This window comes from Dorea ammoniilytica (genome assembly GCF_025567415.1).
Taxonomy (GTDB): Bacteria; Bacillota; Clostridia; order Lachnospirales; family Lachnospiraceae; genus Claveliimonas; species Claveliimonas ammoniilytica.
In genome coordinates this window covers 24,721-39,257 of record NZ_JAOQJV010000017.1, presented here as the reverse complement: position 1 = coordinate 39,257, position 14,537 = coordinate 24,721, and the positions used below count along the sequence as shown (strand labels likewise).

14 protein-coding genes and 1 other annotated feature (1 of these 15 running past the window's edge) are annotated in these 14,537 nt (G+C 45.3%); of the genes, 13 read left to right on the top strand and 1 reads right to left on the bottom strand.

Going from position 1 to position 14,537, the window contains the following annotated elements; translation table 11 throughout:
* Window positions 1-12, top strand: a binding site (T-box leader) (it extends 201 nt beyond the left edge of the window).
* 151 nt (window positions 13-163) lie between these two features.
* The 13 genes from proS (at window position 164) to OCV65_RS11025 (ending at window position 13,437) form a co-directional block, all read left to right on the top strand.
* Window positions 164-1,603 carry a proline--tRNA ligase gene (proS, locus tag OCV65_RS11085; RefSeq protein WP_262582115.1) on the top strand — a complete coding sequence of 480 codons (1,440 nt, stop codon included), beginning with the start codon at window positions 164-166 and terminating at the stop codon, window positions 1,601-1,603.
* 99 nt (window positions 1,604-1,702) lie between these two features.
* Window positions 1,703-3,028 carry a CCA tRNA nucleotidyltransferase gene (locus OCV65_RS11080; RefSeq protein ID WP_262582113.1) on the top strand — a complete coding sequence of 442 codons (1,326 nt, stop codon included), beginning with the start codon at window positions 1,703-1,705 and terminating at the stop codon, window positions 3,026-3,028.
* 72 nt (window positions 3,029-3,100) lie between these two features.
* Window positions 3,101-4,087 (top strand): protein kinase family protein, encoded by a 987-nt coding sequence (locus OCV65_RS11075; protein WP_262582111.1) that lies wholly within the window; start codon window positions 3,101-3,103, stop codon window positions 4,085-4,087.
* 125 nt (window positions 4,088-4,212) lie between these two features.
* Window positions 4,213-4,488, top strand: a complete 276-nt coding sequence (locus OCV65_RS11070) for an HU family DNA-binding protein (RefSeq protein ID WP_118383107.1) — start codon at window positions 4,213-4,215, stop codon at window positions 4,486-4,488.
* 121 nt (window positions 4,489-4,609) lie between these two features.
* Window positions 4,610-4,849 carry an RNA-binding S4 domain-containing protein gene (locus OCV65_RS11065; protein ID WP_118383106.1) on the top strand — a complete coding sequence of 80 codons (240 nt, stop codon included), beginning with the start codon at window positions 4,610-4,612 and terminating at the stop codon, window positions 4,847-4,849.
* A gap of 115 nt (window positions 4,850-4,964) precedes the next feature.
* The gene (yabP, locus tag OCV65_RS11060; protein ID WP_118383153.1) at window positions 4,965-5,249 is read left to right on the top strand and encodes a sporulation protein YabP; all 285 of its coding nucleotides are present in this window, start codon (window positions 4,965-4,967) and stop codon (window positions 5,247-5,249) included.
* Window positions 5,250-5,258: 9 nt separating this feature from the next.
* Window positions 5,259-5,579 (top strand): spore cortex biosynthesis protein YabQ, encoded by a 321-nt coding sequence (yabQ, locus tag OCV65_RS11055; protein ID WP_118383105.1) that lies wholly within the window; start codon window positions 5,259-5,261, stop codon window positions 5,577-5,579.
* Between the two features lie 96 nt (window positions 5,580-5,675).
* Window positions 5,676-5,999: a septum formation initiator family protein gene (locus tag OCV65_RS11050; RefSeq protein WP_118452449.1), complete on the top strand. Its 324-nt coding sequence runs from the start codon at window positions 5,676-5,678 to the stop codon at window positions 5,997-5,999.
* A gap of 75 nt (window positions 6,000-6,074) precedes the next feature.
* Window positions 6,075-7,478: a SpoIIE family protein phosphatase gene (locus tag OCV65_RS11045; RefSeq protein ID WP_262582110.1), complete on the top strand. Its 1,404-nt coding sequence runs from the start codon at window positions 6,075-6,077 to the stop codon at window positions 7,476-7,478.
* Window positions 7,479-7,589: 111 nt separating this feature from the next.
* Window positions 7,590-9,005: a tRNA lysidine(34) synthetase TilS gene (tilS, locus tag OCV65_RS11040; protein ID WP_262582109.1), complete on the top strand. Its 1,416-nt coding sequence runs from the start codon at window positions 7,590-7,592 to the stop codon at window positions 9,003-9,005.
* The gene (gene hpt, locus OCV65_RS11035) at window positions 8,989-9,516 is read left to right on the top strand and encodes a hypoxanthine phosphoribosyltransferase (RefSeq protein ID WP_262582108.1); all 528 of its coding nucleotides are present in this window, start codon (window positions 8,989-8,991) and stop codon (window positions 9,514-9,516) included. Before tilS ends, hpt begins: the two co-directional genes overlap by 17 nt.
* 15 nt (window positions 9,517-9,531) lie before the next feature.
* Window positions 9,532-11,373, top strand: coding sequence for an ATP-dependent zinc metalloprotease FtsH (gene ftsH, locus OCV65_RS11030; RefSeq protein WP_118383102.1), 1,842 nt, complete (start codon window positions 9,532-9,534; stop codon window positions 11,371-11,373).
* A 21-nt stretch (window positions 11,374-11,394) separates the two neighbouring features.
* Window positions 11,395-13,437, top strand: a complete 2,043-nt coding sequence (locus OCV65_RS11025) for an alpha-glycosidase (RefSeq protein WP_262582107.1) — start codon at window positions 11,395-11,397, stop codon at window positions 13,435-13,437.
* A gap of 38 nt (window positions 13,438-13,475) precedes the next feature.
* Here the strand turns inward: OCV65_RS11025 and map are convergent, their stop codons facing one another.
* A complete protein-coding gene (map, locus tag OCV65_RS11020; protein ID WP_118383101.1) occupies window positions 13,476-14,285 on the bottom strand; it encodes a type I methionyl aminopeptidase in 810 nt (269 codons plus the stop codon).
* Window positions 14,286-14,537 lie beyond the last annotated feature (252 nt).

Below are 14,537 nucleotides of genomic sequence, written 5' to 3'. Positions count from 1 at the left end.
TCGGTCCCTTAGCGGGGACAGAAGTGTTCGGCGTTTGTTTTTATTTATCAAGAAAGGTTTTCCCTTTCATGATAGATAAAAACGCTTAACAAAAGTCACGAAGGAATCCCCCTCAACAAGCAGTGGAGCAAGGGCTCTGCGAAGAAAGAAAAGGAGAAGAGATATGGCTAAGGAAAAAATGGTAAAAAGCATTACCTCAAGAGATGAAGATTTTGCACAGTGGTACACAGATGTAGTACGTGAAGCACAGCTTTGCGATTACTCCAGCGTAAAAGGATGTCTGAATTATCTGCCGAACGGATATGCGATCTGGGAGCTGATTCAGTCAGATCTTGACAGACGTTTTAAAGAGACAGGTGTAGAGAACGTAGCACTGCCAATGCTGATCCCGGAATCACTGTTGGAGAAGGAAGCAGATCATATCGAAGGATTTGCACCGGAAGTAGCATGGGTAACTCACGGTGGAATGGAGAGACTTCAGGAGAGACTTTGTATTCGTCCTACATCAGAGACGCTGTTCTGCGATCTGTGGGCAAGAACTGTAAAGTCTTACAGAGATCTTCCAAAGGTATGGAATCAGTGGAATTCCGTTCTTCGTTGGGAGAAGACTACAAGACCATTCCTTCGTTCCAGAGAGTTCCTGTGGCAGGAAGGACATACCATTCATGCAACATATGAAGAAGCAGAAGAACGTACCATTCAGATGTGGCATGTATATGAGGATTTCTATAAAGAGACTATGGCTATTCCTTATGTATCAGGAAGAAAAGCCGAGCATGAGAAATTTGCCGGAGCACAGGATACTTATACAGTAGAAGCACTGATGCATGATGGTAAGGCACTGCAGTCTGCTACCAGCCATTTCTTCGGTAATGGATTCCCGGATGCATTTGATATTAAATACGTAGATAAGAATAACCAGCTGCACAGTGTATATGAGACTTCATGGGGATTATCTACCAGAAGTATCGGAGCGCTGATCATGGTACATGGTGATGATGATGGTCTTGTATTACCACCGCATCTTGCACCGGTTGAATGTCGTGTGATTCCGATTGCTCAGCACAAGGAAGGCGTGCTTGACAAAGCAAATGAACTGTTTGCTGAACTTAAGAAAGCCGGATACAGAGTGAAGATTGATGATTCTGAGAAGAGTCCGGGATGGAAATTCTCTGAGCAGGAGATGCTTGGTATCCCGACACGTATCGAGATCGGACCGAAGGATATTGAGAAGAATCAGGTTGTCGTTGTTCGTCGTGATAACCGTGAGAAGATCGTAGTATCTATGGATGAGATCGCAGTGAAACTGCGTGAGATCCTCGAGACAATCCAGAGTGATATGTATGACAGAGCGAAAGACTTCCTGGATACTCATATTTACACAGCAACCAGTCTGGATGAGATGAAGGAAGAATTCACTAAGAAGCGTGGATTCGTAAAAGCATGCTGGTGTGGAGATCCGGAATGTGAAGGCGAAGTGAAGTATGTAACCGGCGGAGCAGCTACCAGATGTCTGATCGAAGACGAAGAATTTGTATCTGACAAATGTATCTGGTGTGGTAAGCCGGCGAAACACATGGCATACTGGGGCAAATCATACTAAAACGTATTCAAAGATATGTTATGGGAAAAGGGCTGTTTGAAAAAACAGCCTTTTTCTTTTATAATGAAATAAACATGATGAAATGAGAGGAAAAGTTACATGGTTGAAATACAGATTCCTGAAAAAGTAAATAAGATCATTCATACACTTCAGGAACATGGTTATGAAGCGTATGCAGTAGGTGGGTGTGTGAGGGATTCGTTTCTCGGAAGGGAACCAATGGATTGGGATATCACGACATCTGCGATGCCGGAGGAAACAAAGGCATTATTTCCACATACATTTGATACAGGAATCGAGCATGGAACAATCACGGTGCTTCTCGATCACGAAGGCTTTGAAGTGACAACCTATCGTGTGGATGGCAAGTACGAAGACAGCCGTCATCCGAAAGAAGTTATATTTGTCCGCAATCTGCAAGAGGATCTGCTGCGCCGGGATTTTACTATTAATGCGATGGCGTACAATGAAAAAGAGGGGATTGTAGATATCTTTGGCGGTATGGATGATCTGAGAGCAGGCATCATCCGATGTGTAGGCAATGCGCAGGCGAGGTTTTCAGAAGATGCACTTCGTATCTTGCGAGGAATCCGTTTCGCAGCGCAGCTTGGGTTTGAACTGGAAGATGAGACCAGAGAAGGCATGCGGCTGCTGGCACCGACGCTCAGGAAGATCAGTGCAGAACGAATCCAGGTAGAACTGGTGAAGACATTGACTTCGTCAAGACCGGATCTGCTGCGGGAGGCATGGAAGCTTGGCATTACAAAAGAATTTTTGCCGGAATTTGACCTCGCCATGGAGACAACGCAGGAGACTGTTCATCATATGTACACGGTGGGCGAGCATATCCTGCATACACTGCTGGAGGTAAGACCGGATCGGATTTTACGTCTGACGATGCTTCTCCATGATATAGGTAAGCCATATATGAAGACGATGGATGCAGATGGAGTTGCGCATTTTAAGGGACATCCAGAGAAGAGCAGTGAGCTGGCCAATGAGATTCTGCATCGGCTGAAATTCGATAATGATACGATCCGTAAGGTGACGAAGCTGGTGCGTTATCATGATCACAGGATGCCTGTGACTCCTGCACATGTGCGCCGTGCGGTTCATGAGATTGGAGAAGATCTGTTCCTGCTTTATCTGGAGGTGCGCCGTGCGGACGTGGCGGCACAGAGTATGTATCAGCACAAGGAAAAAGTTGCTGATATTGACGGCGTGGAAAAACTCTATCATGAGATTATGGAGAGAAAGGAATGCGTGTCGTTAAAGATGCTGGCAGTGACAGGTAAAGATCTGATCGCTGCCGGAATGAAACCGGGAAAAGAGATTGGTCAGATGCTGGAACATTTTCTGGATCTGGTGCTGGAACATCCGGAACTTAATCAGAAAGAAGAGCTTTTGAAGCGGATAGAGTTATAAGTATAAAGTCATAATAATCCCCCTGCCCTCATACATTGAAAAGAATGGATTGTGAGGTGCGGGGGGATTGTTATGCAGGAATATGAACTGAAAATACTGGATCGCTATGCTTTGAATGTGAAAAGCACCCGGAGAGTCAGGGGTGCATTTTTTTGCGAGGCAGAGGAGGGATTGTTCCTGCTTAAAGAGGCAGGAATATCCGAAAAGCGGGCAGACGCATTATATAAATTAGGGGAAATGTTGATTGCAGCCGGATATCGGGGAATTGATCAGTTGAAGCCGAATGTGGAAGGCGGACTGGTCACCGTCTCAGAAGAAGGCGGACGCTATCTTCTGAAGCGGTGGTTCTCAGCCAGGGAATGTGATGCCAGAAGGACCAGAGAACTTATGATGGGAGCAAAGAATCTTGCAAGACTTCATCTTTTAATGCGTGAACCAACAGATGGTGTGACCATGCAGGACGAAAGTCTGAAACAGATATATGAACGTCATAACAGAGAGCTGCGGAAGGTGAGAAGCTTTGTGCGCAGCCGCAGGACGAAGGATGAGTTCGAACTCCGGTTTCTTCAGGAATATGAGGGCTTGTATCAGTGGGCAGAAATTGCTATGGAGGTACTGCTTGAATCCCGATGTGAGGAACTGTATCAAGACAGTCTGCGCGAGAGGGTAATGGTTCACGGAGAATATAATTATCACAATATTCTGATCTGCACAGACGGAATCGCGACAACGAATTTTGAAAAATTCCGTATTCATGTGCAGATGGAGGATTTTTATTATTTTCTAAGAAAGACGATGGAAAAGCATGAATGGGACGCGAGATTATTTGATCATATGATGAATGCATATAGTGCAATCTGCCCGGTAACTGACCGGGAAATGGAATATCTGAAAGCCCGGTTTATTTATCCGGAAAAATTCTGGAAGATTGCAGGATCATATTACAAATCCAACAAAGCATGGACATCTGTAAAGAATGTAGAAAAGTTCCAGATGTCTGTATCACAAATGAAAGAAAAGGAAAAACTACTGGAAGAAATATTCGGTTTTCACAGGTAGTGGAAAACCTCGATAAATCCCATGGAATAAGGGATTTCAGACTTTATTTCCTTGACAAGGATATGGAAAACTGTATAATAAGACTAGAGCATAATGATGCCAAGAGACAAGAGGAGGAAATATACATGAATAAAACAGAATTAGTAGCAGCAATCGCAGAGAGAGCTGAGCTGTCAAAAAAAGATTCAGAAAAAGCTTTGAAAGCATTTGTAGATGTAGTAGCAGAAGAATTGAAAAAAGGTGAGAAGATCCAGTTAGTTGGATTTGGTACTTTCGAAGTTTCTGAAAGATCCGCAAGAGAGGGAAGAAATCCTCAGACAGGCGAGACAATGAAGATCAGTGCTTGCAAGGCTCCTAAGTTCAAAGCTGGTAAGGCTCTGAAGGATGCTGTTAACGCTTAATAGTGTTTTGAAGAATGTGTATATGATGGCATCGGGATTTTCCCGGTGCCTTTTTGTATCGCGTCGAGCAGGTGTCAGCCTGCTCGATTAGTGTGGCGAGTCAATAAATGAGGAGAATGATATGAGACTGGACAAATTTTTAAAGGTATCCCGGTTGATTAAGAGAAGAACCGTGGCTAATGAAGCCTGTGATGCAGGAAGAGTTCTGGTAAACGGAGCAGTTGCCAAGGCGTCTGCAAAGGTAAAGGCGGGAGATATTATTGAAATTCAATTTGGCACAAAGTCGGTAAAAGCTGAAGTACTTGATATCCGTGATACGACAAAGAAGGAAGAGGCAAAGGATCTGTTCCGTTATCTGTAAGTCAGATGTTACTGCCGACGAATGAATAAACAGTAATAAATCTTCGCAGCTGTTCATAACCTTATTTACAGGACAACGATAAGGCAGAGTGAGAAGGGGAAAGGTTGTGAAGAATATGGAAGAGAAGCAGGTACGTGGTCCGCACAAGCTGGTGATCAACAACCGGCAGACAAGTCTGGTGACAGGGGTGCTGGATGTATTGTCATTTGATCTGAATGAGGTGCTGTTAGAGACGGAACAGGGGATGCTGATGGTAAAAGGAATGGATCTGCACGTGAACCGCCTGAATCTGGAAAAAGGCGAAGTAGATCTGTCGGGGAATATTGACAGTGTGGCGTATTCGGAGGCTGGCAGCAGAGGGAAAAATGAAGAGTCTCTGTTTGGTAAGCTGTTCCGTTAGGTGGTCGGGATGCAGGAGCTTGGAACCGAATTAAGAGGTTTGGCGACAGCGGTACTCAGTGGGATGACGATGGTATGTGCATATGTATGTATCAGGAACCTGAGGAAGGTATTCCGACACTCCAGAATATTGGTAAATGTGGAAGATGCGGTATATTGGATCTGTATGGCATGGTATCTGTTTGAACAGATTTATCATGTGAGTAATGGCGTGATCCGGTGGTATTTTGTGGTTGGAATTATTGTGGGAGCTGCTGTATTTTATACAGTAGAAAAAAGGATCCGAAACAGGGTAAACAGATACGTCAAAAAAAGAAAAAGAATTCCCTGAAAACTATTGAAATCGACTATAAAAAAAGATAAGATAAATATAACATTATGATAAGGGGTAATCCGATAGGGGTATCGGAACAGGGTGAGTATATAAATGAATAAGATTAAACAAAAGAGTCAGGCGAGGCGGAAGAAGAACCGGCTTCGCAGACATAAGGCAAGCGTATTGGCAGTCAGCGGAGTATTGCTTTTGCTGGTAGCTGTTGTTACCGTCAGCAGTATATCACTGCGGGCAAAGAATAAGGCATACATTGCACAGGAACAGGAGCTGCAGGAGCAGATTGACGCAGAGGAAGAAAGATCCAAAGAGATTGACAGCTTAGAAGAGTATGTAGGTACAGACGAGTACATTGAACAGACTGCTAAAGATAAATTGAATCTTGTGCATGAGAACGAGATCATATTTAAAAAGAAATGATAAAAGAATAAAGAATCAGGCAAAAGAGAATGTGTGAAAGCACATTCTCTTTTTTGGCAGAAAAGGAGAAATGGTATGGAGTATGTGAAGGACCGGGAATTATTTTCCAATCCATACATTATACAGATGGATCGTTTTGCAGAGTCTCTGAAGCATCTGTCAGAGACGTTCTTGTATTTGGAGGATTATAAAGGTAGTTTCACGAAAGATGAGATTGAGGAGATGTTCCGGCGAGTGTCGGAGCGTGTCTGTACGAATTGCGAAAAGCGGAACTGGTGTCTGTGTGAGAACCGCATTCAGACCTGCCAGATGGTCTGTGAGATTCTGTGTACGGCAGAAGAGTTTGGCGCGGAACTGAATGTGGAGATAAAACGGAAACTGCAGAAAAAATGTGATCGTGCGCCAAGGTTTCTAAGAGAGACGCTGGAGGTCTTTGGAGATGCCAAACAAAAGCTTCTGTGGAATAACCGGATCGTGCAGAATCGGGAAGGCTGTGCCAGGTCGCTGATCTCGTTTGCAGATACTATCAGTCAGGCAGCGAGGGAGCTCGGAGCCGGGATTTATTCGGACGAACGGTTGGAAAAGAAGATTGTCAATCAACTGAAAAAGGTCGGGATACGGGTAATCAGCAGTGTGTTTTATATGACAAAAGCGGGAAAATGTGAGGTGCATCTTACGCTGAAAGCGGCAAAAGGACACTGTGTGGCTACGAGAGAAATGGCGAAAATAGTCAGTAATTGTGTGGGCAGATCCATGTATCCGGAAGCGAGAGAACAGCCAATTATATGGGAAGAATACACAACTATTATTCTGCGGGAAGCGGCAAGATATCATACCCTGCAGGGAGTGGCTAAGATCGGAAAAGGCTGCGAGCAGATCTCAGGGGATACATTTCTGATGACGTATCTGCCCGGCGGCAGGGAGAGCGTGATGTTATCGGATGGAATGGGATCCGGGGAAGAAGCATTTCGGGAGAGCGCTATGGTGGTAGAAATGGCGGAGGAACTGCTGGTGGCAGGATTTCCGGAGAAAATGGCAATTCAGCTTTTGAATACTGCACTGGTTATGGGACGGGAGGAAGTGTATTTCTCGACGGTGGACATGTGTGTGTTCGATCTCTATGAGGGAAGCTGCAAATTCTTAAAGGCGGGGGCGTCGACGACATTTATCCGTCATGGCGGAGAGGTGGAGAAGATTACTTCGACTACTTTGCCTGTGGGAGTGATGCAGAATATAGAGATTGACTGCGTGACCAGAAAACTATCGGACGGGGACTTTGTGGTTATGGTCACAGATGGTGTGATGGATGCGCTGCCAGTGGGAGAACAGGAAGCACAGATTGGCGGATATCTGTGCGAACTGAGCAGTCAGAATCCGAAAGAAATGGCGCATCATGTGCTGGAACGGGTACTGGAGAGTACTGGGGAATTGCCGATGGATGATATGACGGTCATAGTGATAGGAATCTGGGAAATGTAGCAGAATCGGAGGTTATCCTATATTTTTCCATATAAGCATGATAAAATAATGCTGTTATGGAAAGGAAAAGCTATGTATGAGAAGATAAAAACGTATATACGCAGATATAGTATGATAGAAAAAGAAGATGTGGTGATCGCAGGCGTATCCGGAGGAGCTGATTCGGTATGCCTTCTTCTGCTTCTGGAAAAGCTGAAAAAAGAATGGGAATTTGGACTGGCAGTCGTGCATGTGAATCACTGCCTGCGGGGCAAGGATGCGGATGCAGATGAAATATTTGTACGGAATCTCTGTGAAAAAATGGATATTCCGATCCTGTGTGTGCGGGAAGATGTAAAAGCCTATGCAGAGCAGTACAAACTGTCGGAGGAAGAAGCCGGACGTGAGGTGCGCCGGGCAGCGTATCGTCAGGCAATGGATGCTTATAATGGCACGAAGATCGCACTTGCTCATCATATGGATGATAATGCGGAGACGATGCTCTTGAACCTGGCACGAGGTACCGGCATGAAAGGCATGGCAGGAATCCGACCGGTCAATAGCAACTATATCCGACCGCTTCTTGCCGTGCGCAGAAGTGAGATTGAGGAATATCTTCGGAAACAGCGTACAGGATATCAGACAGACAATACGAATCTGGAGGATGCGTATACCCGCAACCGTATCAGGAATCATGTGATTCCATATCTGGAGAGTCATGTGAACCGGAAAACGGTCGAGCATATGCAGGAATATGCAGAGCAGATGGAACAGGCAGCAGGCTATCTGGACCGTCAGACGGATAAGCTGTGGAATGCGTGTGTGAAAGATTCGGATATAGGATATCAGATCGCGCTGGAACCATTTCAGGAAGAGGACAAGGCACTGCATCCATACCTGATTCGCCGGGTGATCGCAGCAGCGGCAGGGAGAGAGAAGGATATTGAGTCTGTTCATGTGAAAAACGTGGCAGAACTCTGTGACAGGCAGAGCGGAAGGCGTGTGATGCTCCCTTACGGACTGGAAGCCGTGCGGGAATATGATACGATATGGATCCGAAAAAAGAAGTCAGAAATGGAACGATGGGGAAATGGAAAAAATGTAGTAAAAGAATGCGAGGGAAAGTTGTCAGAAGTGCTGCTCTGCAGGCCTGGCAAGGAGGCATTTGACCGTCAGACGGAGGAAGGCGTGCACCTGCGGGTATTTACCTTCGAAAAAATCCCGGATGCATTTGAGGAACGACTCTACACGAAATGGTTTGATTATGATATAATACAGAGTAACGTTGTCTTACGAGGACGCAGACCAGGAGATTATCTGCAGATTGATGCGCAGGGACATACGCAGAAGCTGAAGAACTATCTGATCAATGCAAAGATTCCAAAGGGGCAGCGAGACCAGATACCGCTGATTGCAGCGGGACAGGAGATCCTGTGGATCATAGGATACAGACAGAATCAGAAATACCAGGTAACAGAACATACAAAGAGGATCCTGGAGATTCAAGTAGAAGATTACGGAGGAAAAGAAGATGGCAGAGCATATTAAAGTATTAGTATCTGAAGAAGAAGTAGATAAAAGAATCAGAGAACTCGGCGAGCTGATCAGCAAAGATTATGCAGGGAAAGATGTGCATATGATCTGTGTACTGAAGGGCGGAGTATTTTTTATGTGTGAACTGGCAAAGAGAATTACCGTTCCAGTCAGCATGGACTTTATGAGCGTATCAAGCTATGGAGATGATACGAAGTCGAGCGGTGTGGTACGAATTGCAAAGGATCTGGATGAACCGCTGGAAGGCAAAGACGTACTGATCGTAGAGGATATCATTGATTCAGGAAGAACATTGTCTTACCTGATGAAAGTATTACAGGAGAGAAAGCCGGCGAGCATGCGTCTGTGCACACTGTTGGATAAGCCGGACAGACGTGTCAAGATGGTGGATGTAGACTACACAGGATTTAACATTCCGGACGAATTTGTAGTAGGATATGGTCTGGATTATGCACAGAAATATAGAAATCTTCCGTTTATTGGTGTTGTGGAAGGTGTAGAGTAGGAGGAATATACAGATTTGGAGAATAATAAAAGACGTGGAGCGGGTGGTATCACATTTCTGATGTTGATTGTGATCCTCTTTGGTGCGCTTTGGTTTACCAATCAGATAGAACAGAAGGAGCGGGAACTGAGTTACAGCGAATTTCGTTCTCTGGTGGAAGAGGGCAATGCAGTGGATGTGACGGTCGTGCAGAACCGGGATGTTCCGACCGGACATGTAGAATTGAACAAAAAAGGTGATGATTCCGGTAATGAATGGCAGTTAAATGTAGCAGATGTCAAAGAAATCTGTAATTATCTGGATGAACAGAATGTGGAATATCAGTTGGAGGATGTGCCGGAAGAGAACTGGATGGTGACGTCTCTGCTTCCATCGGTCATTATGATTGGTGGTATTCTGCTGTTGTTCTACATGATGAACCGTCAGAATGGAGCCAATAATAAAGCAATGAACTTTGGCAGAAGCAGAGCAAAGCTTCATACAGGCGGAAAAAGTGTGACATTTGAAAATGTTGCAGGGCTTCAGGAAGAAAAAGAAGAATTGGAAGAGATCGTAGATTTCTTAAAGAATCCGAAGAAATATATCCAGGTGGGAGCTCGTATCCCAAAGGGTGTCCTGTTAGTAGGACCTCCGGGAACAGGTAAGACGCTTCTTGCCAAAGCAGTCGCAGGTGAGGCGGGTGTACCATTCTTCAGCATTTCCGGATCTGATTTTGTGGAAATGTTTGTCGGTGTCGGTGCTTCGCGAGTGAGAGATCTGTTTGAAGAAGCCAAGAAGAATGCACCTTGTATCATTTTCATCGATGAGATTGATGCGGTGGCAAGACGACGTGGTACCGGCATGGGCGGCGGACATGATGAACGTGAACAGACACTGAACCAGTTGCTGGTGGAGATGGACGGATTCGGTGTGAACGAAGGTATTATCGTAATGTCTGCGACTAACCGTGTGGATATTCTGGATCCTGCAATTCTGCGACCGGGAAGATTTGACCGTAAAGTGGGCGTTGGACGTCCGGATGTAAAGGGAAGAGAAGAGATCCTGAAGGTGCATGCCAAGGGCAAGCCGCTTGGTGATGATGTGGATCTGACGCAGATCGCACAGACGACAGCAGGATTTACCGGAGCGGATCTGGAGAATCTGATGAATGAAGCTGCGATTACAGCAGCAAAAGAGAATCGTATGTATATCCGCCAGGCTGATATCCGCCAGGCATTTGTCAAAGTGGGTATTGGAGCGGAGAAGAAGAGTAAAGTAATCTCTGAGAAAGAAAAGAAGATTACTGCATATCATGAAGCAGGGCATGCGATCCTGTTCCACGTGTTGCCGGATGTGGGACCGGTATACAGCGTATCCATTATTCCTACGGGAATGGGTGCGGCCGGCTATACGATGCCGCTGCCGGATCAGGATAATATGTTTGAGACACGGGGCAGTATGCTTCAGGATATTACGGTTGCACTTGGCGGACGTATCGCAGAAGAAGAAATCTTCGGAGACATTACAACCGGCGCATCACAGGATATTAAACAGGCGACTGCAACAGCCAAATCTATGGTGACGAAGTTTGGTATGTCTGAGAAGCTTGGCCTGATCAATTACGATAATGACGGTGATGAAGTATTTATCGGACGTGATCTGGCGCATACCGGAAGAGGTTACGGTGAAGAAGTGGCTGGTGAGATTGACAGAGAGATCCGAAGTATTATCGATACCTGTTATCAGCGTGGACAGTACATTATTCGTAAGTATCATGATGAACTGGATGCATGTGCGAAGCTTCTTATAGAAAAAGAGAAGATTACAAGAGAAGAATTTGAAGCACTGTTTGAGGGTGTGGAGATATCAGAAGATTAGAATTGTGTGGCGAGAGATGTTATGAACAGAGATGCATTATTTTGTGACGGAACAGGAAGCTACGTTATTCCCCCGGAGCCGAATAAGGAAGAGACGACAGATCTGCTCTTCCGTACTGCGGCTTCGGATGTGGACTGTGTGGAACTGTATACGGACGGCAACTATTATGAAATGAAGAAGACAGATACGGGGTCTGTATTCGACTATTACCGGATCAGCTGGAAGCTCGGAACAGATATGATGAAGTATTCTTTTCGGGTGACTTCCGGAGATGAAGTGGTATATTTTAATCGTTTTGGCGTAACTGATAAGTGGATTGAGATGTATGACTTTCGGATTACTCCGGGATTTACAACGCCGAACTGGGCGAAAGGTGCCGTTATGTATCAGATCTTTACAGACCGATTCTGTAACGGTGATCCGTCCAATGATGTGCTGGAACGGGAATATTCCTATATTCACGAGCCAGTAAGAAAGGTCGATGACTGGAATCATTATCCGGAAGCTATGGATGTACGTAATTTTTACGGAGGTGATCTGCAGGGAGTCTGGGATAAGCTGGACTATCTGCAGGATCTGGGAGTAGAAGTTATTTATTTTAATCCGCTTTTTGTCTCTCCGTCTAATCACAAATATGATATACAGGATTATGATTATATTGATCCGCATTTTGGAGTAATCAGGGAGGACGCAGGTGATGTGCTGGCGGAAGGTGATCTGGATAACAGACACGCAACCCGCTACCAGAGCCGTGTAACTAACTGGGAAAATCTGGAAGCAAGCAATGAATTCTTTGCGCAGTTAGTGGCAGAGATTCATCGCAGAGGTATGAAGGTGATTCTGGACGGCGTGTTTAATCATTGTGGTTCTTTTAATAAATGGATGGACAGAGAACAAATTTACGAAGGGAAGGACGGTTATCAGCCGGGTGCTTATGTGTCTGCGGACAGTCCATATCATACATTCTTTGATTTCCGGGGTGCAGGTCCGGAACAGTGGCCGTATAATGGTAATTATGACGGATGGTGGGGACATGATACACTGCCGAAATTAGACTATGAACATTCCGAAGCTTTGGAAAAGTATATTCTGCATATTGCCAGAAAATGGGTATCTGAGCCATATAATGTAGATGGCTGGAGACTGGATGTGGCAGCAGACCTGGGACACAGCAACGAATATAACCATGAATTTTGGAAGAAGTTTCGTAAGACAGTAAAGGAAGCGAATCCTGATGCGCTGATTCTTGCGGAACATTATGGCGATCCGGCAGAATGGCTGGATGGTGAAGAGTGGGATTCGGTTATGAATTACGATGCATTTATGGAGCCGGTGACCTGGTTCCTGACCGGTATGGAGAAGCACAGTGATGAAGAACGTGCTGACCTTAGAGGCAATGGATATGCCTTCAGTCATTCAGTAGCGCACAACATGGCAAGTTATCTGAACTCGTCCATGCAGGTGGCTATGAATGAATTGTCCAATCACGATCATTCCAGATTCCTTACCAGAACCAATCATGTGGTGGGACGAATCGGAGCTTTCCGACCGGAAGATGCTGAGCAGAATGTGAACCCGGCGGTTATGCGGGAAGCAGTTGCGATCCAGATGACCTGGGTGGGTGCGCCGACCGTATACTATGGCGATGAAGCCGGTGTGTGTGGATTTACTGATCCGGATAGCAGAAGGACCTATCCGTGGGGACATGAAGATCAGGAGATGATCGCGTTTCACAGAGACATGATCGCAATCCACCGTAAGTATCCGACACTTCGCATTGGATCAATCAAATTGCTGCTGGCTGGAGATAATGTGCTGGCGTATGCCAGATTTGATGACCAGGCGCAGATCGTTACGGTGGTGAACAACAGTGATGAACTGCAGCAGGTGTGTATCCCGGTGTGGCAGGCAGAATTGCCGCAGAAAGGCAGTATGCGGAGATTGATCTACAGCTATGAAAATGGGTATACGACAGAACACGAAGAATATCTGATCCAGGATGGAGAAGTCGTTGTGAATCTGGGAGCGTACTCGGTGTTAGTGCTTAAGAATATGGAATACTGATAAAAAGGCAGCCCATTGGGCTGCCTTTTAAATGTCATTTATTTGGTCAGTACTTCTACACCTTTTTCGGTTACCAGTACCATGTATTCGATCTGTGCGGATAAACCGTCATCCAAGGTATATACAGTCCAGCCATTGTCTTCGTCTACGAAGAACTCTGGTGTACCTTCGTTGATCATCGGTTCGATGGTGAACATCATGCCCGGTACCAGTACCATCTCAGTACCTTTCTTGGTAACGTAGCTGACGAAAGGTTCTTCGTGGAATTCCAGTCCGATACCATGTCCGCCGATCTCTTCTACTACAGAATAGCCATTCGCCTGTGCATGGGAATTGATTGCATGAGCAATATCTCCCAGGTGACCCCAAGGCTTAGCTGCTTTTAATCCCAATTCTACGCATTCTTTTGTGACACGCATAATCTTCTCACTGCGTTCGTCAAGATTGCCGATAGCGAACATGCGTGATGCATCAGAATAATAGCCATTTAATATAGTGGAAACATCTACATTGATGATATCGCCATCCTGAAGAATCTCATCTTCGCTTGGAATACCATGGCAGATTACGTTGTTAATAGAAGTGCATACGCTCTTCGGGAATCCTTCATAGTTCAGTGGAGCCGGAATGCCACCGTGCTCGGTTGTAAAGTCATATACTAATTTATCAATCTCGGCAGTTGACATGCCTGCTTTGATGTGTGCTGCTACGTGATCAAGAACAGCAGTGTTCAGATCTGCACTCTTTCTGATCTCAGCGATCTGTTCCGGTGTCTTGAGTAAACTTCTGTCCGGTACGATCTGTCCTTTGGATGCAAGATTCCAAAGCTTAATATCTAATCTATCCATGGATATGTCCATCTCCTTTACCATTCTCGCTATCGTTTATTGTAGCACAATTCCGGGGGGTATGCTATAATAGATTTGCTTTTGGCAGACGTTGATAAAATGTTATAAATTAAGGAGTAACTGATTCAGCTCCCCTTTGAAATATGAAAAGCTGGTGCGTCGTGCTTGCAGGTAAGAAGCCGCTTTTCATATTTCAGGGGAACTCGAATAGAGTTCCCAAACACACATGAGCAAAATTAGCTGCGAAGCAGC

Bases quoted from the DNA above. Each gene is read 5' to 3' on its own strand.
- proS (WP_262582115.1), top strand. From the start codon at position 164: ATGGCTAAGGAAAAAATGGTAAAAAGCATTACCTCAAGAGATGAAGAT.
- OCV65_RS11080 (WP_262582113.1), top strand. From the start codon at position 1,703: ATGGTTGAAATACAGATTCCTGAAAAAGTAAATAAGATCATTCATACA.
- OCV65_RS11075 (WP_262582111.1), top strand. From the start codon at position 3,101: ATGCAGGAATATGAACTGAAAATACTGGATCGCTATGCTTTGAATGTG.
- OCV65_RS11070 (WP_118383107.1), top strand. From the start codon at position 4,213: ATGAATAAAACAGAATTAGTAGCAGCAATCGCAGAGAGAGCTGAGCTG.
- OCV65_RS11065 (WP_118383106.1), top strand. From the start codon at position 4,610: ATGAGACTGGACAAATTTTTAAAGGTATCCCGGTTGATTAAGAGAAGA.
- yabP (WP_118383153.1), top strand. From the start codon at position 4,965: ATGGAAGAGAAGCAGGTACGTGGTCCGCACAAGCTGGTGATCAACAAC.
- yabQ (WP_118383105.1), top strand. From the start codon at position 5,259: ATGCAGGAGCTTGGAACCGAATTAAGAGGTTTGGCGACAGCGGTACTC.
- OCV65_RS11050 (WP_118452449.1), top strand. From the start codon at position 5,676: ATGAATAAGATTAAACAAAAGAGTCAGGCGAGGCGGAAGAAGAACCGG.
- OCV65_RS11045 (WP_262582110.1), top strand. From the start codon at position 6,075: ATGGAGTATGTGAAGGACCGGGAATTATTTTCCAATCCATACATTATA.
- tilS (WP_262582109.1), top strand. From the start codon at position 7,590: ATGATAGAAAAAGAAGATGTGGTGATCGCAGGCGTATCCGGAGGAGCT.
- hpt (WP_262582108.1), top strand. From the start codon at position 8,989: ATGGCAGAGCATATTAAAGTATTAGTATCTGAAGAAGAAGTAGATAAA.
- OCV65_RS11025 (WP_262582107.1), top strand. From the start codon at position 11,395: ATGAACAGAGATGCATTATTTTGTGACGGAACAGGAAGCTACGTTATT.
- map (WP_118383101.1), bottom strand. From the start codon at position 14,285: ATGGATAGATTAGATATTAAGCTTTGGAATCTTGCATCCAAAGGACAG.